At 42.5% G+C, this 25,781-nt stretch carries 24 protein-coding genes; 15 read left to right on the plus strand and 9 right to left on the minus strand.

The window, feature by feature from the left end; all coding sequences use genetic code 11:
• The first annotated feature begins 25 nt into the window (after positions 1–25).
• Entirely contained in the window at positions 26–1,033 is a 1,008-nt protein-coding gene (locus NSQ36_RS01895; protein ID WP_003213988.1) for a LacI family DNA-binding transcriptional regulator, read from the plus strand.
• Between the two features lie 120 nt (positions 1,034–1,153).
• The gene (locus NSQ36_RS01900; RefSeq protein WP_106035951.1) at positions 1,154–2,527 is read left to right on the plus strand and encodes an MFS transporter; all 1,374 of its coding nucleotides are present in this window, start codon (positions 1,154–1,156) and stop codon (positions 2,525–2,527) included.
• A 247-nt stretch (positions 2,528–2,774) separates the two neighbouring features.
• Here NSQ36_RS01900 and NSQ36_RS01905 read toward each other — a convergent pair whose 3' ends face one another.
• A complete protein-coding gene (locus tag NSQ36_RS01905; protein ID WP_251191153.1) occupies positions 2,775–3,548 on the minus strand; it encodes a class I SAM-dependent methyltransferase in 774 nt (257 codons plus the stop codon).
• Positions 3,549–3,664: 116 nt separating this feature from the next.
• Here NSQ36_RS01905 and NSQ36_RS01910 point away from each other — a divergent pair, with 116 nt between their 5' ends.
• Positions 3,665–4,561: a LysR family transcriptional regulator gene (locus NSQ36_RS01910; protein ID WP_251191233.1), complete on the plus strand. Its 897-nt coding sequence runs from the start codon at positions 3,665–3,667 to the stop codon at positions 4,559–4,561.
• A 45-nt stretch (positions 4,562–4,606) separates the two neighbouring features.
• On the opposite strand, the gene NSQ36_RS01915 is transcribed toward NSQ36_RS01910, so the two are convergent.
• Positions 4,607–5,392, minus strand: a complete 786-nt coding sequence (locus NSQ36_RS01915) for a carbon-nitrogen family hydrolase (protein WP_003214317.1) — start codon at positions 5,390–5,392, stop codon at positions 4,607–4,609.
• Between the two features lie 236 nt (positions 5,393–5,628).
• Here NSQ36_RS01915 and NSQ36_RS01920 point away from each other — a divergent pair, with 236 nt between their 5' ends.
• Entirely contained in the window at positions 5,629–6,585 is a 957-nt protein-coding gene (locus NSQ36_RS01920) for an acetylxylan esterase (protein WP_251191152.1), read from the plus strand.
• A 35-nt stretch (positions 6,586–6,620) separates the two neighbouring features.
• On the opposite strand, the gene NSQ36_RS01925 is transcribed toward NSQ36_RS01920, so the two are convergent.
• On the minus strand, positions 6,621–6,935 hold the full coding sequence (locus NSQ36_RS01925; RefSeq protein WP_003213913.1) for a hypothetical protein: 315 nt from the start codon (positions 6,933–6,935) through the stop codon (positions 6,621–6,623).
• 60 nt (positions 6,936–6,995) lie between these two features.
• On the opposite strand from NSQ36_RS01925, the gene NSQ36_RS01930 reads away from it, so the two are divergent.
• The 5 genes from NSQ36_RS01930 (at position 6,996) to NSQ36_RS01950 (ending at position 13,218) form a co-directional block, all read left to right on the plus strand.
• A complete protein-coding gene (locus NSQ36_RS01930; protein WP_251191151.1) occupies positions 6,996–7,799 on the plus strand; it encodes a nucleotidyltransferase domain-containing protein in 804 nt (267 codons plus the stop codon).
• Positions 7,800–7,959: 160 nt separating this feature from the next.
• Positions 7,960–8,877, plus strand: a complete 918-nt coding sequence (locus NSQ36_RS01935) for a proline dehydrogenase (RefSeq protein ID WP_012008867.1) — start codon at positions 7,960–7,962, stop codon at positions 8,875–8,877.
• Positions 8,878–8,900: 23 nt separating this feature from the next.
• The gene (gene pruA, locus NSQ36_RS01940; RefSeq protein WP_058015278.1) at positions 8,901–10,448 is read left to right on the plus strand and encodes an L-glutamate gamma-semialdehyde dehydrogenase; all 1,548 of its coding nucleotides are present in this window, start codon (positions 8,901–8,903) and stop codon (positions 10,446–10,448) included.
• A 125-nt stretch (positions 10,449–10,573) separates the two neighbouring features.
• Positions 10,574–11,806, plus strand: coding sequence for a helix-turn-helix domain-containing protein (locus tag NSQ36_RS01945; protein ID WP_003214110.1), 1,233 nt, complete (start codon positions 10,574–10,576; stop codon positions 11,804–11,806).
• A 113-nt stretch (positions 11,807–11,919) separates the two neighbouring features.
• On the plus strand, positions 11,920–13,218 hold the full coding sequence (locus tag NSQ36_RS01950; protein ID WP_065098769.1) for an arsenic transporter: 1,299 nt from the start codon (positions 11,920–11,922) through the stop codon (positions 13,216–13,218).
• 46 nt (positions 13,219–13,264) lie between these two features.
• Here the strand turns inward: NSQ36_RS01950 and NSQ36_RS01955 are convergent, their stop codons facing one another.
• Positions 13,265–13,942 carry an amino acid ABC transporter permease gene (locus NSQ36_RS01955; RefSeq protein WP_003214368.1) on the minus strand — a complete coding sequence of 226 codons (678 nt, stop codon included), beginning with the start codon at positions 13,940–13,942 and terminating at the stop codon, positions 13,265–13,267.
• 12 nt (positions 13,943–13,954) lie between these two features.
• Positions 13,955–14,827 carry a transporter substrate-binding domain-containing protein gene (locus NSQ36_RS01960; RefSeq protein ID WP_050943239.1) on the minus strand — a complete coding sequence of 291 codons (873 nt, stop codon included), beginning with the start codon at positions 14,825–14,827 and terminating at the stop codon, positions 13,955–13,957.
• Positions 14,828–15,006: 179 nt separating this feature from the next.
• On the opposite strand from NSQ36_RS01960, the gene NSQ36_RS01965 reads away from it, so the two are divergent.
• Positions 15,007–15,336 carry a YckD family protein gene (locus NSQ36_RS01965; RefSeq protein ID WP_050943461.1) on the plus strand — a complete coding sequence of 110 codons (330 nt, stop codon included), beginning with the start codon at positions 15,007–15,009 and terminating at the stop codon, positions 15,334–15,336.
• A 49-nt stretch (positions 15,337–15,385) separates the two neighbouring features.
• On the opposite strand, the gene NSQ36_RS01970 is transcribed toward NSQ36_RS01965, so the two are convergent.
• Positions 15,386–16,150 (minus strand): MBL fold metallo-hydrolase, encoded by a 765-nt coding sequence (locus tag NSQ36_RS01970; RefSeq protein WP_251191150.1) that lies wholly within the window; start codon positions 16,148–16,150, stop codon positions 15,386–15,388.
• A 115-nt stretch (positions 16,151–16,265) separates the two neighbouring features.
• Between NSQ36_RS01970 and NSQ36_RS01975 the strand changes: the two genes are divergently transcribed.
• Positions 16,266–16,682, plus strand: a complete 417-nt coding sequence (locus NSQ36_RS01975) for a winged helix-turn-helix transcriptional regulator (RefSeq protein ID WP_003214483.1) — start codon at positions 16,266–16,268, stop codon at positions 16,680–16,682.
• A 29-nt stretch (positions 16,683–16,711) separates the two neighbouring features.
• Positions 16,712–17,518, plus strand: a complete 807-nt coding sequence (locus NSQ36_RS01980) for an AAC(3) family N-acetyltransferase (protein WP_137055254.1) — start codon at positions 16,712–16,714, stop codon at positions 17,516–17,518.
• A gap of 1 nt (position 17,519) precedes the next feature.
• Here the strand turns inward: NSQ36_RS01980 and NSQ36_RS01985 are convergent, their stop codons facing one another.
• The 3 genes from NSQ36_RS01985 to NSQ36_RS01995 all read right to left on the minus strand — a co-directional run bounded on the left by NSQ36_RS01985 (position 17,520) and on the right by NSQ36_RS01995 (position 20,279).
• Positions 17,520–17,906 (minus strand): competence protein ComJ, encoded by a 387-nt coding sequence (locus NSQ36_RS01985; RefSeq protein ID WP_003213827.1) that lies wholly within the window; start codon positions 17,904–17,906, stop codon positions 17,520–17,522.
• Between the two features lie 120 nt (positions 17,907–18,026).
• Entirely contained in the window at positions 18,027–19,724 is a 1,698-nt protein-coding gene (locus NSQ36_RS01990; protein ID WP_212046226.1) for a methyl-accepting chemotaxis protein, read from the minus strand.
• 126 nt (positions 19,725–19,850) lie between these two features.
• Positions 19,851–20,279: a NucA/NucB deoxyribonuclease domain-containing protein gene (locus tag NSQ36_RS01995; protein ID WP_339206598.1), complete on the minus strand. Its 429-nt coding sequence runs from the start codon at positions 20,277–20,279 to the stop codon at positions 19,851–19,853.
• A gap of 367 nt (positions 20,280–20,646) precedes the next feature.
• On the opposite strand from NSQ36_RS01995, the gene NSQ36_RS02000 reads away from it, so the two are divergent.
• The 3 genes from NSQ36_RS02000 to NSQ36_RS02010 are packed head-to-tail and all read left to right on the plus strand — an operon-like array spanning position 20,647 to position 25,773.
• Positions 20,647–22,716 (plus strand): hydantoinase/oxoprolinase family protein, encoded by a 2,070-nt coding sequence (locus tag NSQ36_RS02000; RefSeq protein WP_251191149.1) that lies wholly within the window; start codon positions 20,647–20,649, stop codon positions 22,714–22,716.
• Complete coding sequence (locus NSQ36_RS02005) at positions 22,706–24,691, plus strand: hydantoinase B/oxoprolinase family protein (RefSeq protein WP_251191148.1); 1,986 nt, start codon at positions 22,706–22,708, stop codon at positions 24,689–24,691. Before NSQ36_RS02000 ends, NSQ36_RS02005 begins: the two co-directional genes overlap by 11 nt.
• The gene (locus NSQ36_RS02010; protein WP_003214282.1) at positions 24,688–25,773 is read left to right on the plus strand and encodes an ABC transporter substrate-binding protein; all 1,086 of its coding nucleotides are present in this window, start codon (positions 24,688–24,690) and stop codon (positions 25,771–25,773) included. Before NSQ36_RS02005 ends, NSQ36_RS02010 begins: the two co-directional genes overlap by 4 nt.
• The last annotated feature ends 8 nt before the right edge of the window (positions 25,774–25,781 follow it).

Raw genomic sequence — 25,781 nt, forward strand, 5'->3', positions numbered from 1 at the left:
CAACAGACTCCCGGAGGTATGAAATGTGTCAGTAAGTATTAAAGATGTCGCATTGAAAGCTGGAGTGTCTATCGCCTCTGTTTCCAGAGTATTAAGTGGTAAACCAGGAGTAGGTGCTCAAACGGCTGAAAGAATCAAACAAGTGATTGATGAGTTAGGCTATCGCCCTAATTTAGGAGCTAGAGGGCTCGTTAAAAGAAAGACTGGCAATATAGCTGTCGTGGTTCCGCGTGGTTCATATATTTTGAATAATCCATTTTTTTCGACGATTTTAGATGGTATTGCGAAGGAATTAGATGAAACTGAATTCAATATGTTGATGTCATTTACATCTATACAGCAGCAGCGATTACTTGAAACACAGGCTGTAGATGGTGCCATTTTATTTTCTCCAAGAAATGAAGAATTGAGTATGGATTGGTTAAAAAGTTTAGCTATTCCCATTATTGTTGTTGGAAGTTACTTAGAGGATTCTCCTTTCCCATGTGTCAGGCCAGATGATGAAGAAGGTGTGTGTCAATCCGTAACGGCCTTATTTGAGAAAGGTCATCGAACCATTGGGCTGGTCAATGGTCCAATGAGTTCGATGCATAGTGTGAGGTACTACAAGGGATATGAGCGCACACTTAAAAATTTAGGGTTAACAATGAACAAAGAACTTGTGTTTGAGTTAGATGAATTTGATGGGGGAAAAGTAGTAGAAGTGGTTTCTCAATTTCTCCAAGGAAACCAGCACATGACTGGAGTTGTTTGCTCTTCAGATTTTTTGGCGATGGGGGTCATGAAAGCTGCAGATCACGCAAATGTGTCCATACCTCATGACTTGTCAGTCGTTGGTGCCGATGATGTGCCCATTGCAAGTTTTCTAACCCCTTCTTTATCTTCAGTTCATGTAGATTTAGTTGGAATGGGGAGAAAAGCTGTTTCTTTATTAACACAGGTATTAGAAGGAGAACAGTTAGAGGCGATGGAACATATCTTCCCTATGTACTATATAGATCGGGGCACCACGGGAACGCCAAAAAAGAAATGATAGATGCTGAAAACTCGTATGAACGCTCTAGAATGTCTCTTGATTTAAAATGTAAGCGATTTCTTTAGCGCTCTTCGGCATGTACTTTTGCATCATTTCCTCTAATAAGGAGGAGATATCATGACGTTAGAAGTCAGCGGAAATTCAAATTCTCATGATGGGCAAGTTGTTGATAGAGCTTCACAACTATTGACGAGAATGGAAAGTGTACCTTTTTCTAGATGGCATTTAAAGCCTCGTATCATTATGGGATCTGCCACCTTTTTTGATGCTTTTGATGCTCTGTCTTTAGCGTTTGTTCTCCCAGTTCTCATCGGCATGTGGAGTTTATCACCTGCTCAAATTGGTCTTCTTATTGGGTCTGGTTATATAGGACAAGCGATTGGTGCCATTTTCTTTGGATGGTTAGCAGAAAGGCGTGGCCGTGTTTTTAGTGCAAAGTGGACTATACTCCTCATGTCCGTCATGAGTATTGCATGTGTGTTTTCAGGTAATTTTATGGCACTGTTTATTTTTCGTTTTATACAAGGGATTGGGGTAGGAGGAGAGGTGCCGGTAGCAGCCTCATATATCAATGAGCTATCCCGGGCTCAAGGGAGAGGCAGATTTTTTATGCTTTATGAGATGATTTTTCCTTTAGGGTTAATGATCTCAGCTCAAATCGGCGCATTTGTTGTACCTAGCTTTGGGTGGAAGTGGATGTTTTTAATTGGAGGCATTGGAGGTCTAATCGTCTTTGTATTCTTTTTTATGTTACGTGAATCTCCAAGATGGCTTATTTCGAAAGGCAGATTAGATGAGGCCGAAAGAATTATTGAAGAAATTGAAGCTAGTACTGACAAACGAATGCCTGTAAAACAAGTATATAATAGTACTGAAAAGGGCGATTGGAAAGAGCTTTTTTCAACTTTTTACCGTAAAAGAACATTGATCGTATGGGGACTATGGTTTTCTGCCTACTTTGTATCGAATGGTTTAAATAACTGGTTACCAAGTCTTTATAATACGGTTTACAATTTGCCAGTTGGAGATTCATTAAGGGCAGCCTCTCTGACAAATATTTTACAGACCGTAGGTGTATTCGCTTGTGCATTTTTAATTGATAAAGTAGGACGAAAGCGCTGGGCAACCATTGCATTTATCGTAACAGGTGCTTTATTAACGGCTTTATGGATCAGCGGAGCGAGTTCTCCAGAAAGTGTGATCTATTTAGGGTCCGCTGCTTACGGAATGATGGGGACAATTACAGTTCTTCTCTATTTATATACACCTGAAATTTATCCAACACGTATGAGGGTGATTGGAACGGCATTTGCTACTGCTTGGCTTAGGCTGGCCTCAGCGATTGCTCCTATTATGATAGGCTTTATTTTAGAGGTGAGCGGTGTTTCAACTATTTTTATTCTTTTCGCAAGTGTGACTGTAGTGGGAGCAATTCTTGCTTTTAAAATGATCGAAACGCGTGAGAAAGTATTAGAGGATATTGCACCGTGATTGACGCACGCAGTGAAGAACTTATTCCAAAGAGGGTAGGTTCTTTTTTTATTCAGAGGATCTACGTACAATTTTTAAAATGCCTAACCTATCTCCGTTCTTTTATCTTATAATAGAAACACGATGTAGCACTCCTTGTTGTGAGGAGGGACGTGTCACGAACATGAAAAGCAATACCTGTGAGACAGTGAAGATGTATATTCGAAATAAAAAAGTCTACCGATGAAGGTAGACTTTTTCTATAAGTTCAATTCTTGATTCCTTGAATGAGTGCAGCTTTTAAGCAGAAGGAAATAGGCTGCTGCTGTGCATCGAATTGAAGCTGAAATAGCTGCATTGTATCAGGGTCTGCGGCTTGAAGATGGGAAACGATCTCCTGTTGGACATTTTCTGGTGTGCGTCCACGTGTGATCCAGTCCTGATAATCAATTTGCAGATCCCAGTAACGAACCTCTTTTTGAGTCAGTTTGTTGGCAGCGAAAAGCTCTTCCCATTCTGATAAAGAGCTTTCTCGCACATGAGAAGGATCTCTGAGTCTGTTTAATTGATTAATGAATGAATCCTGTGCCGCATTCTCAGGTGCATAATGGTCGACGAGCAGAAATGCGCCGCCTTTTTTTAAGACCCGGCTGATTTCGGACATGGCTGCGGGAAGGTTTGGAAAGTGGTGAGCGGCAAACCGGCACGTCACGATATCAAATGATTCATCAGCGAATGGCAATGCTTCTGCGGCTGCCCGTTCAAAAGTAATATGTTCCAGCTGGCGTTCTTTTGCAAGTGCTGCTGCAACCTCGATCATTTTTTGCGTGACATCAATGCCGATCCCTTTAGAAATAATGTCTGAAAAGGAAAAAACGGTATGCCCTGCTCCGCAGCCGATATCAAGTAAATGCTCATGACCCTTCGCATTTGCTGTCGCTTTCATCCATTCCAGCTCTTCTCCGGCTGAAAATATAGGTGAATCTCGATAGTTCTCGGCATTTTGTGAGAATTGGTTTTCAGCTTTAGCATATGGATTCATTTCTTCTCCCCCTTTGTTGTCTCTTTATCGTAAAATTCCTTTTGTTATTTGTCTAAGACATAAAAGATATGACATGAATAGTTAAAACCTATGAGGTGATGTAAGTGGATATACGAATGATGGAATATGTCATGGAAGTGTACCGGCAGAAAAGTTTTACAAAAGCAGCGGACCAGCTTCACATTGCACAGCCTTCTTTAAGCCAACAAATAAAGAAACTGGAAGAGGAATTAGACACCCCCCTATTTATTCGAAAGTATGGACAAGTCACACCCACCCCTCAAGGGAGTCGGTTCATTAAAAGGGCTGAGAACATTTTGAAGGAAAGAGATGATTTGCTGCGTGAAATGGGAGAAGCAGCTTATGAGGTGGGGAAAGAGCTGAACATTGGAGCGCCAGCTGTCACAGGGGGATATGTCTTGCCTGGTTTATTAAAAACCTTTTGTCAAACGTATCCCCATGTTCACGTTCAACTAATAGAAGAATCACCTCGTGAGCTAGAAAAACTTCTATTGGCTGGTCAGCTGGATTTGGCTATTTTATCTATGCCGGTTGAGCATGAATCATTGAAAACGAAACACATGCTGACAGAGCCGCTTCTTCTTGCAGTACCGCCATATGCTCAACCTTGGTTACAGGCGGAATTGAACGATATCATCAATCAAGCAAATCAGAAAGGGGCTGTTCCGTTTCGCCTTCTGGAAGACGCAGCATTCATTATGCTGAAAGAGGGATACGGCTTTCGGCAAGTGGTCACGGAACTATGTCTTCAACATGGTTTTCAGCCGAAGATAACCTTTGAAACAAGTCATATTCAAACAGCGCAGGCATTGGTCAAAAATGGACTAGGTGTGACAGTTGTGCCGAAAATGGTGGCACAAGAGGACAGGAACGAAGTCACTTATTTGAAAATTGATTCATGCCCAAACCGCACTCTTGTGTTTGCATATGTGGAAGAAAGGTATTTAACGAAAGCAGCTCAAGCCCTAATGGACCTTTATCAAAAAGCTTAAACAAACGTTTAATTAAATGCAAAAAGCAGGGGAGCACCCTGCTTTTTAATAAATATCCAGACGCTGATCTGTCATCACAGGAATCTGCTGTCTCACTTCATCCACTAGCTGAAGGTCAATTTCCGCATAATAAATGTCTTCCTCATGACTTGTTTCAAGCAGAATACGGCCAAGTGGATCAATCACCATGGAGTGTCCAGGGAATTCAGTGTCTCTGCTTGTGCCTGTTCTGTTAACAGCAATCATAAATGACTGATTTTCTATTGCTCTTGCGATGAGCAAGCTGCGCCAATGATCCACTCTTGCTGACGGCCATTGCGCCGTATTGATAAGCACCTTCGCCCCTTTGTTGACAAGTGTTCTGGAAAGCTGCGGAAAGCGAAGGTCGTAGCAGATCATCGCCCCGATCTTCACATCCTCATCATAGTCAAATAAACCAAGCTGATCACCAGCGGTTAAATAGTTGTGCTCATCCATTAAGCGGAACAAATGAATTTTGTCATAATCGACTAAAAGCTCACCTTGGCGGTTAAATCCATACATCGTGTTGGTGATCCTCTCATCTTCTGTGCGCTTGTTCAATACACTTCCTGCAATGAGAACGACTTGGTGCTTACGAGCAAAGGAAGAGAAAAGCTGTTTTGTTCGTTCACCGTTTACATCCGCCAGCTGATCGGCTTTTTCAAGAGCGTAACCAGTATTCCACATTTCGGGTAAAATGATCAGATCAGGCTGCTCGCGGATCGCTTCTTCTAAAAATGCTTCTGCTTTTTGAAAGTTCACATCAGGTTCTCCAATTTGTACGTCCATCTGGACAAGGGCGATTTTCATACAGGTTCCTCCTTTATTCGATGATTACGAATGTGAAATCCATGAATGGATTTGTTGATTTGTTTTGTCTAAGAATCTCTAGTTTTCAAGCCAGTTTCTTTATCATAAAGGTTTCAATCTTCTTTGCCAATAGAAATGTCAGAAGGTTTTGTCTTTTGTAGTGGAAATGTCTTTCTTCGTCAAGAAAACAGTGATATGATACACACAACTAATAAAACAAAGGGGGATAGTAGGATATGCAATTGTTTGATTTACCGTTAGATGAGCTAAAAAAGTATAAACCGAAGAAAACAGCACGTCCTGATTTCTCAGACTTTTGGAAGGCGTCGCTTGAAGAACTGAACCAAGTGGAGGCAGAGCCAGCACTTGAACCTTATGATTATCCAGTAAAGGGCGTTAAGGTGTACCGCCTGACGTTTCAAAGCTTTGGTCAATCTCAAATTGAAGGCTGGTATGCGGTACCAGATCAAACAGGTCCGCATCCAGCACTCGTTCGTTTTCATGGCTATAATGCAAGCTATGACGGCGACATTCATGACATCGTCAATTGGGCACTGCATGGCTATGCGACATTTGGCATGCTCGTCCGCGGTCAAGGCGGCAGTGAAGATAAGACAGTGACACCAGCAGGGCAGTCTCTGGGGTGGATGACAAAAGGCATTTTATCGAAAGAGACCTACTATTATCGGGGTGTTTATTTAGATGCGGTTCGAGCGCTCGCCGTGATTCAGTCCTTTCCGGAAGTGGATGAACACCGGATCGGCGTGGTGGGCGGGAGCCAGGGTGGTGCACTAGCGGTTGCAGCTGCAGCACTTTCAGACATTCCGAAGGTCGTCGTGGCAGATTATCCGTACTTATCAAATTTCGAGCGTGCAGTGGATGTGGCATTGGAGCAGCCTTATTTAGAAATCAATTCATACTTTCGCAGAAACAGCGATCCAGAAGCGGAAGAAAAGGTATTTGAGACGTTAAGCTATTTTGATTTAATCAATTTAGCCGGATGGGTGAAACAGCCCACATTGATGGCGATCGGTCTGATCGACCAAATCACCCCGCCATCTACTGTGTTTGCGGTATACAACCATTTAGAAACAGATAAAGATATAGAGGTGTACCGCTATTTTGGACATGAGTACATCCCGGCTTTTCAAACAGAGAAGCTTGCCTTCTTACAAAAGCATTTAACGAATTAAAAGAAAAGAGGCCACTCTCTAGGAGGGCCTCTTTTTTAATAGCTCGTATTCTGTCTCGTTTTTTCATCAGGCACTAACGCGGTGATAATGAGAGCAAGGGCAGTGATGATATGAAGAATGAATCCGAGAATCGGAATCCAGGCAAGACAGGATGTGACAATTCCGATGATGCTTCCAATCATTGGTCCCTGGTCTCGCTTCGATAAGACGAGTGTGATAATATGCAGAATAAGCATGACCATGAGCGGTGTATAGCCATTACTGATAACGAATAGACCTCCGATCACAGGGATGGCAAGGCAGGCTTCAAAAATCCCAGTGATCCATTTCATAATGCGAGATATAGACATTAGATCCAACTCCTTTTTCATATATGTCTTATTCGTATTTTCCCAAAACGTGAAGAAGTCATGCAGAATTCTATAGAAAGAGTTGATGGACGCTTGAGAGAGAGAATTAAGGAAGAGCTGAAAATCATCGAAGAAACGTATGATGTAAAGATTTGCCTTGCCGTCGAATCAGGCAGCAGGGCATGGGGATTTCCCTCGACTGATAGTGATTATGATGTTCGTTTTTTATATGTTCCCCGGAAAGAATGGTATTGGGCAATGGAAGAGCATCGTGATGTCATTGAACGACCGATTGATGACATGCTTGACATCAGCGGCTGGGAGCTTAGAAAGGCACTTCGCTTATTCAATAAATCAAATCCGTCCATTATGGAATGGCTGTCTTCTGATATCATTTATGCTGAATCTTTCTCTTTGGCAAAGCAGCTAAGAGAATTAAAAGATCGAGCGTTTTACCCTGCGGCTTTGATGTATCATTACCTCAATATGGCGAAGCGGAATGAGAGTCGGCATTTACGAGGAGAGCAGGTGCGAATCAAGAAGTATTTCTATGTGCTTCGTCCGCTGCTTGCCTGTCAGTGGATTGAGCGTTACCGGACAGTTCCACCAATGGACTTTCATGAATTGCTGAAAGAGCTAGTGGAGGAAGGCCCGCTTTTAGCAGAAATTCACGAACTGCTCAAACGTAAAATGGACGGAGAAGAAATGGATGTAGAGAACCGTCTCGCTCATGTCCATCCATTTATTGATCAAGAGCTGGCGCGTTTTGATGAATTGGTGAAAAGCTACAATCAACCGAAAGACAATCTGATGCAAGAATTAAATGAGCTGCTGCAGTCTACCCTTGATGAGGTGTGGGCGTAGGAGGGAAGAGCCAGCCGGATAGCGGCAGGCTCTTTTTTATCTCTTATTGTGATAAAACCACAAAAAAAGTCAGAATTTTTGTCATCTTCAAATATTGTAGCGGACAGCTTATGAGCCTTACAATAAAGACATAGCTTACAAAGAGTGGGAGGTGCCCTTTATGGAGTCGGTCACAAGAAATTTCTTCTTGTTTTTGTCAAAAAGCAGTCTCTTGAACCATATTGCTCGTAATTGGGGAAGTGCTGTTGCATCTAAGAAAATCATCGGTGGGAAAGATTTTGAGAGCGCTATCTCTGTCATTAAACGATTAAATGATCAAGGAATGGCTGTAACAGTCGATCACCTTGGTGAGTTTGTCACAAAGGCAGAGATTGCAAATGAGCGGACGGATGAGTGTATTCAAACCATTCAGCGGATTGCAGAGGCCAAGCTCAATTCCCACGTGTCACTCAAAATGACATCACTCGGCCTGGATATTGACGATGACCTTGTGTATCGCAATATGAAACGTATTTTAGATACGGCAGAAAAACACCGTATCATGGTGACAATCGATATGGAGGATGAACAGCGCTGTCAAAAAACGCTGGACATTTTTAAAGAGATGAAATCTCAATATGAGTATGTTAGTACGGTCCTGCAGGCGTATTTGTACAGAACAGAAAAGGATCTTGATGACCTCAATGAGCTGCAACCATTTTTACGACTTGTAAAGGGTGCCTATAAGGAATCCGCCGAAGTGGCGTATCCGAACAAAAAAGACGTTGATCAGAATTACAAGAAACTGATCGAAAAGCAATTACTCACAGGGAACTATACAGCCATTGCGACACATGACGATCAAATGATCGAGTTCACGAAAAATATTGTAAAAAAACACAATATACCGACAAGTCAGTTCGAATTTCAAATGCTGTATGGCATGAGATCAGAAACGCAGCAGGCACTTGTGAAGGAAGGCTATCAAATGAGGGTCTATACCCCGTATGGACGAGAGTGGTATGGCTACTACATGAGACGTCTTGCAGAACGGCCGGCAAACATTGCCTTTGCTTTAAAAGGAATGACGAAAAAATAATTTGAAACGGGAGCGTGACAAAGATGACAACACCTTACAAACATGAACCATTCACGGATTTTAGCCAGGAAGAAAACCGCAAAGCGTTTGAACAAGCATTAGCAAAGGTAACAGAATCACTGGGTCAAACCTATCCGCTCGTGATTAATGGCGAAAGAATCGAAACGAAAGACCAAATTGTCTCGATCAATCCAGCGAAAAAGGATGAAGTTGTTGGAACCGTATCAAAGGCCGGGAAAGAAGAGGCAGAACAAGCGGTTCAGGCTGCGGCGAAAGCATTTGAAACTTGGCGCTATACGTCTCCAGAAGAAAGAGCCAGCGTCATATTCCGTGCTGCGGCAAGCATTCGCCGTAAAAAGCATGAGTATTCAGCCCTTCTTGTCAAAGAAGCAGGTAAGCCTTGGAACGAGGCGGACGCAGATACAGCAGAAGCGATCGACTTCCTTGAATATTATGCTCGTCAAATGCTGGAGCTGGCGAAAGGCAAACCAGTGAACAGCCGCGAAGGGGAACACAATCAATACGTATACACACCAACTGGCGTGACGCTTGTCATTCCGCCGTGGAACTTCTTGTTTGCCATTATGGCAGGAACAACAGTAGCACCAATCGTTACAGGGAACACAGTTGTCTTAAAACCTGCAAGTGCAACTCCTGTCATTGCCGCACGTTTTGTGGAAGAGCTTGAGCAAGCAGGTCTTCCAAAGGGTGTGGTGAACTTTGTACCAGGAAGTGGAGCTGAAGTTGGAGATTACTTAGTCGATCACCCGAAAACAAGCCTGATTACATTCACTGGCTCAAGAGAAGTAGGGACACGTATCTTTGAACGTGCGGCAAAAGTACAGCCAGGTCAGCAGCATTTAAAGCGTGTCATTGCTGAAATGGGTGGTAAGGATACAGTGGTTGTAGATGAGGATGCAGACGTCGAATTAGCGGCTAATGCCATTTTCACATCAGCCTTCGGTTTTTCAGGTCAGAAATGTTCAGCTGGATCTCGGGCAGTCGTCCACGAGAAGCTGTATGACCAAGTGATCGAGCGAGTGAAGGAAATCACAGAAACGAAAACAACAGCGAATCCTCTTTCTGCGGATGTCTACATGGGACCTGTCATTGATCAAGCGTCCTTTGACAAGATCACGGATTATATCGAGGTTGGCAAACAGGAAGGCCGCTTAGTCACTGGCGGAACGAGTGATGATTCAGAAGGATATTTCATTCACCCAACCATTTTTGCAGATCTTGAGCCAACATCTCGCTTGATGCAAGAAGAAATCTTTGGACCTGTCTTGGCCTTCTCGAAAGTATCTAGCTTTGATGAGGCACTTGAAGTAGCCAACAACACGGAATATGGTTTGACAGGTGCTGTCATTACCAATAATCGTGATCACATCAACCGTGCGAAGCAGGAGTTCCACGTAGGAAACCTCTACTTTAACCGTAACTGCACAGGAGCCATCGTGGGATACCACCCATTCGGCGGATTCAAAATGTCAGGAACCGATTCAAAAGCAGGCGGTCCAGATTACCTAGCTCTACACATGCAGGCAAAAACGATTAGTGAAATGTTTTAAGTTGGAAAAGCATGAACCTGTGCACACGGGTTCATGCTTTTTTTGCATGTCTACGACTTGTTTCTATGCAAATCTGTCCGGAAAGAAGTATGATAAATGTATTACTTAATCAGGGAGCAATCGGGATGGAAGAGATATTAGAAAAGCTTCATACATTTTTTGATGTCGATAAGTTAATTGCATTTATTAGCGGGTATTTAAAAAAACCAGTCATTTTAGAAAGCACAGAGTGTCAGCTCCTTGCTTATAATTCTTACAGCATTCAGCAGTTTGACCCAGTCAATCAGCAAACGATTTTCTCAAAGGAATGTCCGGGGTCTGTAGTCGATTGGTTAAAGAAAACAGGGGTCATCGAGCGGCTTCACAAGGAGTCAAAGCCTTTTTATGTGAGCGGTCATGACGAGCTCGGGTTTAATCGGCGGGTGGCTGTGAGCGCCAAGCACAAACAAGAGGTTGTAGGCTTTATTTGGGTGCAGGACATTGAGGATTCTCTCACGCAGGAGGAGCTGCAATTTTTGCATGAAGCTTCCTTTCAAGTGGGAAAAGTGATTTATAAGAATAAGAAACAGCTGGAGAAAAAGGAAGGCAAGATTGAAGAATTTTTCAAAAAGGTCATGGATGATCATTTTTATACAGAAGAAGAACTGAAGTGGGAGGCTGAGAATTTAAGCATCCCGCTGCCAGCGGTATTTACTGTCATGGTCGTACACGCTGCCGATAACAAAAGTGAGACGGCAGAAGATGTAAAGGACGTCATTCGGACGTATTTGCAGCTAGAAGACAAGGTGAATCACGTATACTCCGTTCAAGCCGACATTGTCGTGATATTGGGCAGCTTGTCAGACCGGCACTCACCGAAAGCGACTGCGGCTGACGTCATCGCTCACCTGCAATCGAAAGCGCATGCCCATCCTTCTCCATTGTATATTGGAATGGGAAGAGAGTATCGAGATGTCATGAAAATGAGCACAAGTCGATTTGAAGCGATAGAGGTCGTGAAGGCTGTGAAAATTGTGGGAGGACAAGAGCTGATTCCATATGATTACGAGAATCTGGGGGTTTTCCGGTTCTTAGACTCAATTTACAGTCATCAAAAAAAGAAAAATGACTTCAATCCAGATTTATTACGTTTGAAAGAAAAAGACCGTGACAGCCAAACCTCATTTTTAAAAACGCTTGAAGTCTACTTATTGAATAACTGCAAGCTAAAGCCAGCCGCGGAGCAGTTGTTTATTCATCAAAATACATTAAATTATCGAATGAAACAAATCTTTGATATGACCTCAATCGATTTAAGTCACTTCAGCCAGCGATGTGAGTTATTTATTGAATTAATGCTGATGAAAAAAGATCAATAGTCATCGAATCCGCAGGTGCCCGGGATCACCTGCGGGTTTTCATGTGAAAATGGCATACAACGGCTGTGTTTCGTTGTATGATAGATAAGGATTTTATGAAAGGGGGGCCACCTTTGGGAGCAGTCACCTTGGCCATTTTGATTTTCATCCTGACCCTCGTCCTTGTCATTTGGCAGCCAGGACGTTTAACCATTGGATGGTCAGCATGTGGAGGCGCCATTCTTGCACTTGCCTTTGGTGTCGTTCATCTGGGCGATGTGTGGGAAGTGACGCAGATAGTATGGAACGCAACATTTGCGTTTATTGGCATCATTATTATTTCGTTAATTTTAGATGAAATTGGGTTTTTCGAATGGGCTGCACTGCATATGGCAAAAGCCGCAAAAGGGAACGGTGTCCGCATGTTTATTTATTTAACATTGCTCGGCGCTGTCGTGGCTGCTTTTTTTGCGAATGATGGAGCGGCACTGATTTTGACCCCGATCGTCTTGTCTGTAGTGAGAGCGTTAAAGCTGGATGAGCGGATGATCCTGCCTTTTGTGATGGCGAGCGGCTTTATTGCAGATACAACTTCCTTGCCATTTGTTATTAGTAACTTGGTCAATATCGTATCAGCCGACTATTTTCATATTGGGTTTCTAGAATATACAGCAAACATGTTCGTGCCAAACCTTGTGTCGCTTGGAGCAAGCATGCTAGTGCTTTATGTGTTTTACCGAAAGCTTATCCCAAAAACATACGATGTATCACAGGCGAAGGAACCGGCATCAGCGATCCGGGATATCCGCATGTTCCGCTTGTCTTGGTATGTGCTTGGCTGTTTGCTTGTCGGTTATTTTGCAGGGGAACTCATTGGGGTTCCGGTCTCCATCATTGTGGGCGGTATTGCTCTTGTCTTCTTGTGGCTGGCAAGAAGAAGTCCGCAAGTGGCGACAAAACGTGTCGTAAAAGAAGCACCGTGGTCCATTGTCTTTTTCTCAATCGGCATGTATGTCGTCGTATATGGACTGAAGAATGTCGGTCTCACAGAAATATTGGCGGCATGGATCGAACAAGGAGCATCGCATGGCTTGCTTGCGGGAACGATGTTTATGGGCGTGCTTGCCGCAGTGCTGTCCTCTGTCATGAACAATCTGCCTACCGTATTGATTGATGCGATAGCAATCGGTCATACAGATACAGCAGGCGTCATGAGAGACGGACTGATTTATGCCAATGTCATCGGCTCCAACCTTGGTCCGAAAATGACCCCTATCGGCTCATTGGCGACATTGCTGTGGCTTCATGTTCTTAAGAAAAAAGGCGTCCATATCTCTTGGGGTGCATACATGAAAGCCGGAATCATCCTGACCATCCCGACCTTGATCCTTACTTTATTGGGGTTATATGCGTGGTTATGGCTAATACATTAAAGCTGAATATAAAAAAGAGCAGGTCGATTGGATCTGCTCTTTTTTGTTACAGATATTTTGCATAGTGTTTTTCTAAAAAGTCCTGAAGCAATGAGACTACGCTGCAAATGCCCCAGTAAATGAGGGCGACCAAAATATACATGGTCATATAATCGAATTCGCGCCCACCTACGATCTTTGCTTGCTGGAAAAGCTCGGGTACAGTAATCATCGCAGCCAGTGAGGAGGCTTTGATTAAATCGAGCATGACATTGGTCAATGGTGGCAGTGCGATGCGGACGGATTGAGGCAAAATGACACCGCGCATCGTTTGCCAATAGCTGAGCCCTAGTGATTTGGCAGCTTCCACCTGTCCACTTGGAACAGATGAGAGGGCCGCCCGATTGATTTCTGCAATATAGGCAGCGCTATTGAAGCTGAATCCAATAATGGCAGCAGTGACCGCTGTAAACTCAATGCCGATATAAGGAAATCCAAAATAAAGAATAAACAAAATCACCAGAATGGGCACGCCACGCATGAATGAGATATACAGCCGTGCAGGCAGCCAAAGCATCCACGTGTTCGCCATTCTGGCAAGCGCAATAAAAAAGCCAAGAATGGTGCCAAAAAACATGCTCACAAAGGAAATGAGCAGCGTCAACCAGATGCCTTTCATGACAAATGGAAATGACGCCTTTGCCAGTGCAGGATTAAATATATATTCTAAATGAATATCTCCCACGCTTGCGGCTCCTTATTTAGAAATGTCGACATCTTCGACATCAGCATTTATTTTCTTTGAGACGTCTGCATGATTAAAGAATTTTTCGGAAATCTTTTTCATGGTTCCGTCTTTTTTCATTTCTTTTAAGACACGATTTAATTCTTTTTGAAGCTCTGTGTTGTCTTTCTTCATCACAAAACCTTGTTCGTTTGGCATGTATTTTAAGTCAGGGTGAATCGTAATATTTAATTTCGGGAATGCAGCTAGAGCTAGTGTCTGCAAGTAATAATCATTTAGAATGACATCTGTACGACCGTTAGCGACATCCTTTAAGTATTGCTCGTTTGTCGCATTATCATAAATGACTTCCTTCGCACCGTACTTGCGAGCGACATCCATGTAAATCGTTGTGGCAGCACCAGCTGCTTTCTTTCCTTTTAAATCTTTTAACGTTTTAATGCCAGACAAATCATCTTTTCTTACGATCGCCGTGCCATAAGAATATTTATAAGGAGTTGAAAAGGCGAACTTATCTTTTCTGTCATCTGTGATGTCAATGTCATTTGCAGCGGCATCCACTTGACCAGAATTAATGGCGCTCAGCATGCCATCATAGCCCATTTCTTTAAATTCTACTTTCACATCAAGGCGTTTAAATGCTTCTTTGACCACTTCCACTTCATAACCAGTCAATTGATCCTTGCCATTAGCGGTATCATGATATGACGTTGGATAAAGGGTGCCTGAAGTAGCAACCACGATTTTCCCTTTCTTTTGAATCTCATCCCACTTTGAATCTCCAGACTGAGAAGAGCCTGATTGACTGCAAGCAGACAAGACAAGTATGAAAGCAGACACAACAAGCATTACCCAGATCGATTTTCTATGATAAAAACGACTCATTTAAGAATCCTCCTCTATTTTTTATACAAAACAAAACATAGCACGCTTTTTCTGTTAGGACAACGTTTTCAGAAGAAAAGCGAAAAAGTAAGAATATTATGTGCAATTTGCGTGATGGAATATGTATAAAAAAGGAAAGTGTGCACAAAATAAATGCGAATAAAGGAGGGAATAAAATGATGAAAAGAATAAGTGGATTGATCATATTATCGATGATGCTGTTGTCTGGTTTTTATATGGAAACAGCTCATGGAGAAACACCCCAAATGGAAAAGCGTCCAGTAACGCATCAAGTAAAACTAACGACAGAACAACAAAAACAAATTGAAACGCTTGAGCAGCAAATTCTTTCTAAACGAAAAGAAGTGATTGAGAAGTACGTCCAATATGGTGTGTTAACAAAGGAACAAGGTACACATATTACGAAACGGATGGATGAGCATTACAATCATTTGAAAAACAACGGATTTGTGCCATTGCTGAAAAAACCACAGCACCATCGACCATAAGGATGAAACCGGCAGCGAGGTGCCGGTTTTTTATTGTTTATCAATCTATTCAAAAGGAGAGACTTTCACCATCTTTAGGGACAAAAATGGCTTGTGCTGCTTGATGCTCCTGAATGTAAGCTTGTAAAGAGGCTCTTGTTAGTAAGCAATGATTCACTGCCTCAAGGTGAGTAGCGACAATTTGTGCAGTTGGGTGAGAACGGTGAACGTCTAAAATGTCTTCCTTCGTCATCGTAATCGGATCGCCTTCTAAAAATTGAGCAGCTCCGCTATTGACCAAAATGACATCTGGTTTGCAAGTATTGATAACCTCCTTCGGCTCATCACACCAAATGGTATCACCTGCAATGTAAAGGGTAGGTTCATCAGGGTGAGAGAAAATAAAACCGCTGACCTGTCCCATCCGCTTTGCAATTTCTCCTGTCCCATGCTGTCCACCTGTCCGCTGAATATGAACACCATAAATGTCTATTTCATCTTCAATGCATGTGACATGCTGGAAACCAGCCTCTTCAACTTCTTTTTTGTCATTATCCGATTGCGTATAAATGGGTTGGTCTTGGTCTAATTTTTGTTTCGCCTCGTCATCAAAGTGATCCACGTGCAAATGAGTGAGTAAGACAGCATCTGGGTGTAGCATGTTGTCTAAGTCAATGTTTACAGGCAGATCAACAATCGGATTGTTCAAATGTTGATTGGCTGTATGAGGAAACGGTGGATATGTTCCTTTTGCTGCTAAAAAGGGATCAATGAAGAAAGTTGCCTGACCATATTCAAGGTAGAAAGTAGCATTCCGAATGAGTGTGATTTTCATGAAAAGGCCTCCTTTTTTTCTGCTTAAGTTTACAGTATATTAAAAGAGTTCCATGTGACAGAGGGTAATGAAAGTCTTTCATCAGAAGGACTTGATTTTTGAAAGAGGTGAGCCAATGTTAGACCAAACCGATTTGGATATATTAAAAGAGCTCTCAAAAAACAGCCGATTAACTATGAAAGCGCTAGGTGAAAAAGTTCATTTAACGGGTCAAGCTGTTGCAAATCGTGTGTTAAAGCTTGAAGAAGAGGGTGTGATTGAAGCATATACCATTTCGATTGACTGGCGGACGCAAAAGACCATTCAAACATTTATGCAGCTCTATACCCGCAGTCATCATCACGAACCGCTTCTGTCCTTTCTCGACCGACAGGAAGAGATCAAGAATTTATTTAAAATAAGTGGTGAGGGCTGTTATATGGCTGAAGGTCATTTCTCCAGTCATGATGAACTGGATCTGTTTTTAACGGAGCTGACAAATTACGCAAATTATAAACTGTCTATTGCGGTTAAGCGTCTCATTCAGCAGTAAGAAAAGAGACGCAGGAGGATAAGGAAACGATGAAAAAATTAATCGAAAATCAAGCTGAACCGGTGACAAAGGAAAAAATCAAAGCAGACTTGGTTCAACTTGGTGTGAAAAAAGGCATGATTTTATGTGTTCACTCATCTTTATCATCTATTGGATGGGTAAACGGAGGCGCTGTTGCCCTCATACAAGCATTGATGGAAACCTTAACAGAAGAGGGGACACTAATCATGCCGGCACAAACGTTAGAGCTTTCTGAGCCCGCTGATTGGATCGATCCGCCTGTTCCTTTTTCATGGTGGAAATCAATCAAAGACACGATGCCTGCATTTGATCCAGCTTACTCGATGCCAACAGCAATGGGAAAGGTAGCGGAAACGTTTTGGAAATACCCGGGCGTGGCGAGAAGCAATCATCCTCATTTTTCATTCACGGCCTGGGGGAAAAAGAAACATGAGCTTCTGAAACACCACGCACTTTCTTTTGGATTAGGAGAACATTCGCCTCTAGCCCGCATGTATGATGTTCAGGCTCAGGTGCTGCTGATTGGTACGTCTTTTGAAAGTCTGACAGCTTTCCATCTGGCTGAATATCGCATCCCTCAGCAAGACCTCATGACAAGAGGAGCTCCCATCTTAGAAAATGGATGGAGGGTATGGAAAGAATACCAAGATATTATCACAAGAGAAGAACTATTTGAGCAGATCGGCCGTGACTTTCTTCTATCAGGAGGCACTCATCATCACGGTCAAATCGGGCTTGCCAGTTCATATTTATTACCGGTGAGAGAATCGGTAGACTTTGCGGAAAAGTGGCTTGATTTGTACGATCAGTCGTGACCTACACCGTTTGGAAATTCATATGATAAAGGTCTTGATCAGCCTGCTGAGAAGTATAGCAGGTGAGCTGATAGTCTCCCTTTGGAATAGGGAAAGACAGCACCTGAGCCATGACGCTTGTGATATAAACTTGATCGCTTGCATGCGTAAAAGGCACTGTGACCGTTCTATCAGCCGAAGCTGGGGGCATATTGCTATTTAAAGTTACGGTAACAGATGCTTTTCCGTTGTTGACCCCTTCAAAGGATACACCGTGATCTCCTATGGCGAAACCTTGAAGAATGTCATCATCTGACCAGTCAATCACAGGTGGTGTTTTGCTTCCGGTGTATACGGTGATTTGGTGATAGGAGATAGATAGGGAATAGGCTTGGTTTAAGTTATTCATTTAAAAAACTCCTTTATACATAGATTTTCGTTGGAATGTGAATGGTTGAAAGAGTGATTCTTGAAGAGAATGTTAGGCAGCAAGACGATTGTCGCCGTCTTGCGCTTCTATATGAGGAATCTAGATGTGAAATTGTGAAACCATTGCTTTTAAATCTCCTGCTAAATGGGCAAGAGCTTCTGATGAAGCAGTTACTTCTTCCATTGCGGCAAATTGTTCTTCTGTTAAACCGGCTACTTGTTGTGAATGTTCACTTGTTAGTTTAACCCCTTCTGTAATAGTGGCAAAGGATCGTTTCGCATCGTTTGTATAAGCTGCGATTTTTTGTGATGCACTAGATAAATGCTTGATACCATCTGCCATTTCTCTCATTGACTGCTGAATATCAATAAATGATTCTTCTGTATGAGAAATAAGTACAGTCCCTTGAGCCGCTTCCTCTTTTACTCGTTTAATCGCATTAGTTGAATGAGTCATCTCTTTTTGGATTTCAGAAATGAGATGGGAAATCATATTTGATGATGATTGAGATTCTTCAGCGAGCTTTCTTACTTCGTCTGCGACAACTGCAAATCCTTTCCCATGCTCGCCTGCTCGTGCTGCTTCAATTGCTGCGTTAAGAGCAAGCAGGTTGGTCTGGTTAGCGATGTCTGTAATAACATGGGAAATATGATCAATTTCAGCCGAACGTGTTTCTAATGCTTGAATGGCTGTCCCATTTTCCTCTATTGATTTTGCAATAGATGTCATTTGTGAGTTTACTTCCCCAATATTCTGTACACCTTTTAGGGCGATTTCTTGTGCAAATTGACTTCTTGAAGCCATTTGCCCCGCATTTTCCGTGATGTTTGCCAACTCGTTAGATACTTGAATCATCGTGTGCTCACTTGTTGTCATTTGAGCTGACTGTTCTTCTGATGATTGAGCGACTTCCTGAATACTATGGGTGATTTTTTCGGATGCTGCACTTGTTTCTTCTGCACTAGCTGACAGCTGTTCAGATGAGGTTGCCACTAATTCAGACGTGTTCATCACATTAAGAATGGTGTGATTTAGTTTTTCCCGCATTTTATTGAAATGATCAGCCAGATCAGACAGTTCGTCGCCTGCTGTATCTGTCACATTGATGGTTAAATTTCCTTCACCTGCACTTTTAATGGCAGAAGCCATACGCTTGAGACGGGTTTGAATCCGCTTTGTGAAAATAGAAATAATGATCACAGCAACGATTAGGCTTAACAACAGAACTATGAAAAATTGAATGTAGAATGACTGAAGCATTTGTGAAATCATGCTTTGGTTGGCGCCAGTATAAAAAATACCGATCGTTTCGCCTGCATCATTTTTGATCGGCATATAAGCCGTTTGGTAGTCTTTCCCTGCAACATTTGCTGTGCCGTAATAGTTTTCACCTTTATCTAATACAGTGGCCTTCACTTCTGGTGAAACTTGTGTACCGACAGCTCGTTTTCCGTTTAACATGACATTTGTTGCGACACGGGTATTTCCTTGGAAAATTGTGACGGTATCATCAGTGTATTCTGCTAAATGGTCGACCAATGTATCATGATCATTGATTTGGGTATTTCCTTTGTAAAGCTTTCCATCTTTTATCTGCCACGAGCCTGCTACTTTTTCATCTAGGTAGGCATAGCCTAGCTTTAAATCACCTTTTGCTTTTTCAGTGGCCATGTGCTTGATGTTTTCTGTCATTTCGCGATTCACCACATAACCAACAATTGCTGAAAAGATGATGATGACACTTAAAAAGATCAGCAAAATTTTGGCACCAAGCCTCAGTTTTCCCTTTTTCTTCATGCTTTTTGACTCCTTTAGGTATAAGGTAGGATAAACCTCCTTAAGGATTATCGGCATGAAAAAAATGTTTGAAATACCTGAATGCAGTTACGAGGAAATTTTTTTAGATAGAAAAGGGAAATGGCGTTAATCGATGATAAATTGTATTCTTGTACCGTCAGGATCATCCGATAATTGATGACCGACCCATGAGCCGGCTCCTCTATTATCTGAAGGACTAATATATTTGACTGAAGCTCCTGTTCCTCCTTCCTTACACATCGCCATCGGCCATTCGTCCCGATCATACCCGCGCTTTGTTGGGATGCCATGAAGTGATTGTTCTCTTTGTTCATCGCTATGTTTACGGTCAATCGTGCATACGGATGAATGCCCTTCATCAATTGCCTCTTCTATGTGCTTCGCGGTTTCAGGGTAACGTTCTGATGGGAAGTGAATGGTCTTGTCATAAGATGAATTCGTCGTCTCTTGTTTACTTTGCACCAGCTGAATATAGCCTGTTGCTACACCAACGACGATCAGTAAAAGCAAGAGAATGATTTTAAGAAGTTTCATAGATGCTAGCTCTCTTTCTTGTTTGCGTATTTTGTAAACAGAAGTATAGCAGAATTACTTACCAATTTCTCCTGGTTTTGAAAAAACGCCTTTTAAAGTTCGAAAAACGGTTTTTATCCGTTTTCTTGCTTTTCACATTTGTAAAAATTCATAAAAATTTTAATTTTTCAGTTCATAAAAAGATTATGCTTTATAAAAATGGCTTTATCACTGCTTTTTGGGCTAATTTCAAGAATTTAACACACAGAAATTTTAAAAAAATAAAATTGACTAGACCGATATGCTTTAATAATATGGAGTCAAATATCAAAAAATGTCGTAATTTATCAAAATATCGTTCTATTTACATTGTAGGAGGGAAGTACAAATGGCGGATGTCTCTTATCGGCTTGGCATAGACATAGGCGGAACATTTACTGACTTATCGCTGATGAATGAAGCAACAGGGGCGCTAACTGAACTCAAAACACCCACAGTGACTGACGACCCAGCTCAGGGAATTATCAATGGGCTAAAACTTCTAAAAGACAGAGGTGTTGATTTAGCTAAAATCCAATATCTCGTACATGGCATGACAATCGGTCTTAATACATTATTGCAGAGAAAAGGAGCAGATTTGGCCCTTTTTGTGACGGAAGGCTTTCAAGACATATTGTCACTACAGCGTTTACGATTACCCATTCCTTATGACTTCAATTCTCGTTTGCCAGAACCATTGATACCACGAAAGCATGTATATCCAATCTCTGAAAGGTTGATACACGATGGTACTATCAAAAAACCTCTCCATCTGCAGCAATTAGATCAGGCTGTCCAGCAGGTCATGTCTAAAGGGCTAGCAGGTATTGTCATTTCTTTTTTACATAGTTATCAAAATCCAGTTCATGAATTACAGGCAAAAGCCTATATCAAACACCATTATCCGCAATTAGAAGTCCTTACTTCATCTGAATTATGGCCCCAAATGAGAGAATACGAGCGTACTGTGATGTCTGTTGTCAATTTGTATATCCAACCAAAGGTGAAACAGTATTTACAAACATTGAAAAGCCGTTTGAAAGAAGAAGGTGTACCAATTTCTCCATACATTACACAATCAAATGGTGGTTTAATGGATGCAGAAAGTGCAGCAACTTCACCTGTTAAAACACTTTTTTCTGGTCCGGCAGCTGGTGTCATTGGTGCGGCAAGAATTGCAGCCGCTGCAAATGAATCCAATCTGATCACGTTTGATGTGGGGGGGACGAGTGCAGATATCTCCATTATTCAAAATGGACAGCCTACAATGGCTCAGTCAAATCAGCTTTCAGGTTTTCCGATCATTCTTCCATCTGTTGCGATGTATTCAATAGGGGCAGGCGGGGGTTCTGTTGCATGGATTGATCAGGGCGGGCTTCTCAAAGCAGGACCAGAATCAGTTGGCTCACAGCCGGGACCAGCTTCGTATGGAAAGGGAATGAAAGCCGCCTTAACTGACGCGTTCCTCATATGTGGTTATCTCAATCAAGAGCGTTTTGCCGGAGGACATTTACAACTACAGCTGTCCGCGGCGGAAAAGGCCTTTCAGCCAATTGCTGACCAGCTCAACAAAACGGTAGAAGAAGCGGCTGACCAGCTGATTCAAGTAGCTGTCGCCAATATGTACACAGAATTAAGCAATGTCATGGAGCAGCAAGGGTTTGACCCAAGAGATTTTAGTTTACTAGCGTTTGGCGGAGCAGGACCGGTTGTAGCGAATTTCCTTGCGCGAGAAATTCATGCGAAAAACGTGGTCGTTCCTCCAAGTCCAGGAACATTATGTGCATTAGGTGCCCTGAACGCTGACTTTATTCATGATGCGGTACTGTCGAAGAAAATATGTTTACAAGACTACTCGATAGATCAACTAAAAAAAGATTATGAGATGCTTTCTCGAAAAGCGACTGATTGGTTCAGTCAGCAGAACATTCAGCATATTAAACAGACATCCATACTATTATTGGCAGATGCACGTTATCAAGGACAAGCCTTTGAGATTGAATTACCATTATCAGCTGAATGGCTGAAGCAAGAACAAGATATCCATCAACTCATTGAAGCCTTTCACAAACTACATCAGCGTCAATATGGTCATAGAGATGATCAGGCGAACATCGAGTTTACTCATTTACGAGTTCGAGTCATAGGCGAGACGCCGCCGCTGCCTTTCACAACTGTTCATGAAAGCAGCGGACAATCTTTGAAGCCACATGAATTTAGGCGAATCTTTATGGAAGAAAAAGAATATGAAGCAGCTATTTATTACAGAGATACTTTGTCAGTAGGCTCTGTCATTAATGGACCTGCCATCATTGAGCAGGATGATACGACAACATTGATTCTGCCAAATTGGGCAGGCAGCATTGATCAATCAGGGAACTTGGTGATTTCAAGGGAGGCGGCTTTACATGAGAACTGATCCAGCAAAGCTTGAGATGATGCGTAGTTATTTTAATGCAATTGCATCCGGCATGGGACATGTCATTGAGCGGACGTCTTTTACGACTTTCGTCAAAGAATCAGCTGACTTTGCGACAGCGTTAGCCACGCCTTCTGGAGATTTCTTTGTTTATCCGAAGACAGTGGGTGTCACGATCTTTTTAGGGCTGAGTCTTAAAAAAGCGATTGAAGAGAGCGGACCGATGCAGCCAGGAGATATTATCATCACAAATGACCCTTATACGACAGATGGTTTAGCAACTCACCTGCCAGATGTCCATATCATTAAGCCGATTTTCGTAGATGGTGAAATTGTCAGCTATGCTTGGTCTTTTGTTCATGTAAGTGATGTGGGCGGACTTGTGCCCTCAAGTATTTCACCGACAGCGACAGATGTTCATCAAGAAGGATTAAGAATACCGCCAGTGAAAATTTATGAAGGCGGAAAAGAGAATCAGGTCGTTCGTACTTTTTTAAGAGCCAACAGCCGAGCCAGTCATTTAAATGATGGGGATATCAATGCAATGATTGCTGCAGTAAATACAGCAGAAATTCGGTTAAAAGAAATGATCGGGAAATTTGGAATAAATGAAGTGAAACAAGGAATGATGGACCTCCTGAAACAATCTGAGGTTCGTGCAGGAAAGGTCATTGAAGCCATTCCGGACGGAACGAGTGAATTCGCTGATTATTTAGATGATGATATGATCTCGGATGTGCCGATCCGGTTGAAAATCAAGTTAACGGTGAAAGGAAAGCGGCTGACACTTGATTTTTCTGAGTGTGACCCACAAGTGAAAACAGCTTTTAACCTTGTCACCAATGGTCAGAAGCATTCCTTCCTATATCAAGGATTGATTAATTACATTATTAGTAAAGATCCCTTTATACCGATTAATGGCGGAATCACATATCCGATTGAAGTGATTTCACCTAAAGGGACGTTAGTGCATCCAGAATACCCGGCTTCTGTTGGTATTCGGCATTCAATTACGATGAGGCTGTACAATGTCGTACTAGGCGCCATTGGTAAGCTGTTACCTGAAGCGGTGCCGGCAGCAGGTGCAGGTCAATCAGCTATTGTTGTTCTCTCCGTTCCTGATAATCAAACAGGTGGCAGGAAAATGTCTGTTGTCGAACCATTAGGCGGAGGCGGCGGTGCTCAAAATGGAACGGATGGAGTAGATGGCATCGATCATTCGTCTGGTTTTTTGAAGAATACACCCATTGAGAGCTTAGAACAGCATATTGATATTCATGTTCACCGATATGAGCTTTTGCCAAACACAGGCGGAGCAGGAGAAAACAGAGGCGGACATGCGATTGGTTTGGAATTTGAAATGATCAAGCCTGAATCCATGGTGACCGCACGAGGGATGGAACGGATGAAGTTTCAGCCTTGGGGGCTAATGGGCGGCCGCGCGGGAGCTATCGGTGAGGTCAAGCTAGTCACAGCAAAAGGTGAAAAACAAGACCAGCCGAAAATAGATGTTCTACGTCTTGAAAAAGGCGAAATTGTGCAATTGATATCACCAAGTGGAGGCGGTTGGGGAAATCCATTTGCAAGAGAGAAAGAAAAAGTCCTTCATGAAGTGGAAGCAGGTTTATTAAGTGAAGAAAGAGCGCTGCAGCAATATGGCGTTAAAGTGTATGTAGACCAAAATGAATGGAAGATTGATGAGGAACAAACGAATCAGCTTCGTGAAAAGGGTAATCATCCTGCTCATATCATGTGGGATGTCGGAGAACACAGAGAAGCTTATGAGAGAGTATGGACGGATGAAGCTAGCAGCGAGCTTGCTGTGCGGCTGCGTTCCTACCCAGCCAATGAACGTACACATTATAAACATGCAGTTCATCAATATTTCAGTCATAGAAATGAGCCGTTAACAAAGAAAGATATTATTCAAGCACTTCGTCATATGGATGGACAAAAAGGGGGAAATGAATCATGAAAAGAAGATTAATCACTATTTTTGCAGGTGTTCTGTCAATGATTCTACTGCTGACAGCTTGTGGTGGGAATGGACAGGATCAAGGTAAACAGCAGCAGACTGTAATCGTTGGCGTATACGGAGGCGATTGGGAAAAGAATATCAAACCGATCCTCGAAAAGTTTGAAAAAGATACGGGAATTAAAGTCCAAACCGTCTCTGGTGCGGATTCTGAATGGTTTACAAAATTAAAAGCGTCAAATGGTAAAAATCCACCGTATGACCTGCTTATTTTACAGCCTGATACGATTCAAAGAGGCATTGCAGCAAACGTTCTTGCGCCTATCGATGAAGATCAAGCACCGAATGTCAAAAAACTTTACCGTTCTGTTCAAAAGAAGCTCACTGTTGATGGAAAACAATATGCAGCAGGCTTTAGTATGGGTCAGCTTGGAATTGCTTATCGAAAAGACCTCGTAAAGCAGGAACCAAACAGCTGGACAGACCTATGGAGCAGTCAGCTAAAAGGGAAGGTAGCGATTTCATCCCCGACTTATTCAGCCGGGCTGCAATTTTTCTCTGCGCTTGTCCATGCTCAAGGGGGGACAGAATCAAATCCTAAGGATATTGATAAAGCCTTTAAAAGCCTTTCGCAATTAAAAGGGCATGTAGCTGCTTTTCCAGACAATCCAGGGTCTATTCAAACCTTGTTAGAACGTGGTGACGTCGCAGCAGTTCCATATTGGGATGGACGAGCATTTGCACTTGAAGAAGAAGGAATGAATATTGGTTTCTCATACCCGAAAGAAGGCGCTGTTGCAGCAGTTGCGAGCTGGGCTTTAACGAAGGGAAGTCAGCATGAAGAAGCGGCTTACAAACTATTAAACTATTTAAGTGGAAAAGAAGCTCAAGAGGCTTTCTCGGCAGTATCTTATTATGGTATGTCGAATTCTGATGTGAAATACGGTGACAAGATTAAGGGGAAGGTCAAGGTTGGAGAGAATTATTATAGCAAGCTGACTTGGGTAGATTACGAAACAGCAACTTCGGAGCTGGGCAATTGGACAAATCGATGGAACGAAGTATTAGGCGGAGGAAAATAGGTGATCGT

Origin of the sequence: Bacillus sp. FSL W8-1143 (assembly GCF_037965155.1) — a bacterium.
Taxonomy (GTDB): Bacteria; Bacillota; Bacilli; order Bacillales; family Bacillaceae; genus Bacillus; species Bacillus pumilus.

Bases quoted from the DNA above. Each gene is read 5' to 3' on its own strand.
- NSQ36_RS01900 (WP_106035951.1), top strand. From the start codon at position 1,154: ATGACGTTAGAAGTCAGCGGAAATTCAAATTCTCATGATGGGCAAGTT.
- NSQ36_RS01905 (WP_251191153.1), bottom strand. From the start codon at position 3,548: ATGAATCCATATGCTAAAGCTGAAAACCAATTCTCACAAAATGCCGAG.
- NSQ36_RS01910 (WP_251191233.1), top strand. From the start codon at position 3,665: ATGATGGAATATGTCATGGAAGTGTACCGGCAGAAAAGTTTTACAAAA.
- NSQ36_RS01915 (WP_003214317.1), bottom strand. From the start codon at position 5,392: ATGAAAATCGCCCTTGTCCAGATGGACGTACAAATTGGAGAACCTGAT.
- NSQ36_RS01920 (WP_251191152.1), top strand. From the start codon at position 5,629: ATGCAATTGTTTGATTTACCGTTAGATGAGCTAAAAAAGTATAAACCG.
- NSQ36_RS01925 (WP_003213913.1), bottom strand. From the start codon at position 6,935: ATGTCTATATCTCGCATTATGAAATGGATCACTGGGATTTTTGAAGCC.
- NSQ36_RS01930 (WP_251191151.1), top strand. From the start codon at position 6,996: ATGCAGAATTCTATAGAAAGAGTTGATGGACGCTTGAGAGAGAGAATT.
- NSQ36_RS01935 (WP_012008867.1), top strand. From the start codon at position 7,960: ATGGAGTCGGTCACAAGAAATTTCTTCTTGTTTTTGTCAAAAAGCAGT.
- pruA (WP_058015278.1), top strand. From the start codon at position 8,901: ATGACAACACCTTACAAACATGAACCATTCACGGATTTTAGCCAGGAA.
- NSQ36_RS01945 (WP_003214110.1), top strand. From the start codon at position 10,574: ATGGAAGAGATATTAGAAAAGCTTCATACATTTTTTGATGTCGATAAG.
- NSQ36_RS01960 (WP_050943239.1), bottom strand. From the start codon at position 14,827: ATGAGTCGTTTTTATCATAGAAAATCGATCTGGGTAATGCTTGTTGTG.
- NSQ36_RS01965 (WP_050943461.1), top strand. From the start codon at position 15,007: ATGAAAAGAATAAGTGGATTGATCATATTATCGATGATGCTGTTGTCT.
- NSQ36_RS01970 (WP_251191150.1), bottom strand. From the start codon at position 16,150: ATGAAAATCACACTCATTCGGAATGCTACTTTCTACCTTGAATATGGT.
- NSQ36_RS01975 (WP_003214483.1), top strand. From the start codon at position 16,266: ATGTTAGACCAAACCGATTTGGATATATTAAAAGAGCTCTCAAAAAAC.
- NSQ36_RS01980 (WP_137055254.1), top strand. From the start codon at position 16,712: ATGAAAAAATTAATCGAAAATCAAGCTGAACCGGTGACAAAGGAAAAA.
- NSQ36_RS01985 (WP_003213827.1), bottom strand. From the start codon at position 17,906: ATGAATAACTTAAACCAAGCCTATTCCCTATCTATCTCCTATCACCAA.
- NSQ36_RS01990 (WP_212046226.1), bottom strand. From the start codon at position 19,724: ATGAAGAAAAAGGGAAAACTGAGGCTTGGTGCCAAAATTTTGCTGATC.
- NSQ36_RS01995 (WP_339206598.1), bottom strand. From the start codon at position 20,279: ATGAAACTTCTTAAAATCATTCTCTTGCTTTTACTGATCGTCGTTGGT.
- NSQ36_RS02000 (WP_251191149.1), top strand. From the start codon at position 20,647: ATGGCGGATGTCTCTTATCGGCTTGGCATAGACATAGGCGGAACATTT.
- NSQ36_RS02005 (WP_251191148.1), top strand. From the start codon at position 22,706: ATGAGAACTGATCCAGCAAAGCTTGAGATGATGCGTAGTTATTTTAAT.
- NSQ36_RS02010 (WP_003214282.1), top strand. From the start codon at position 24,688: ATGAAAAGAAGATTAATCACTATTTTTGCAGGTGTTCTGTCAATGATT.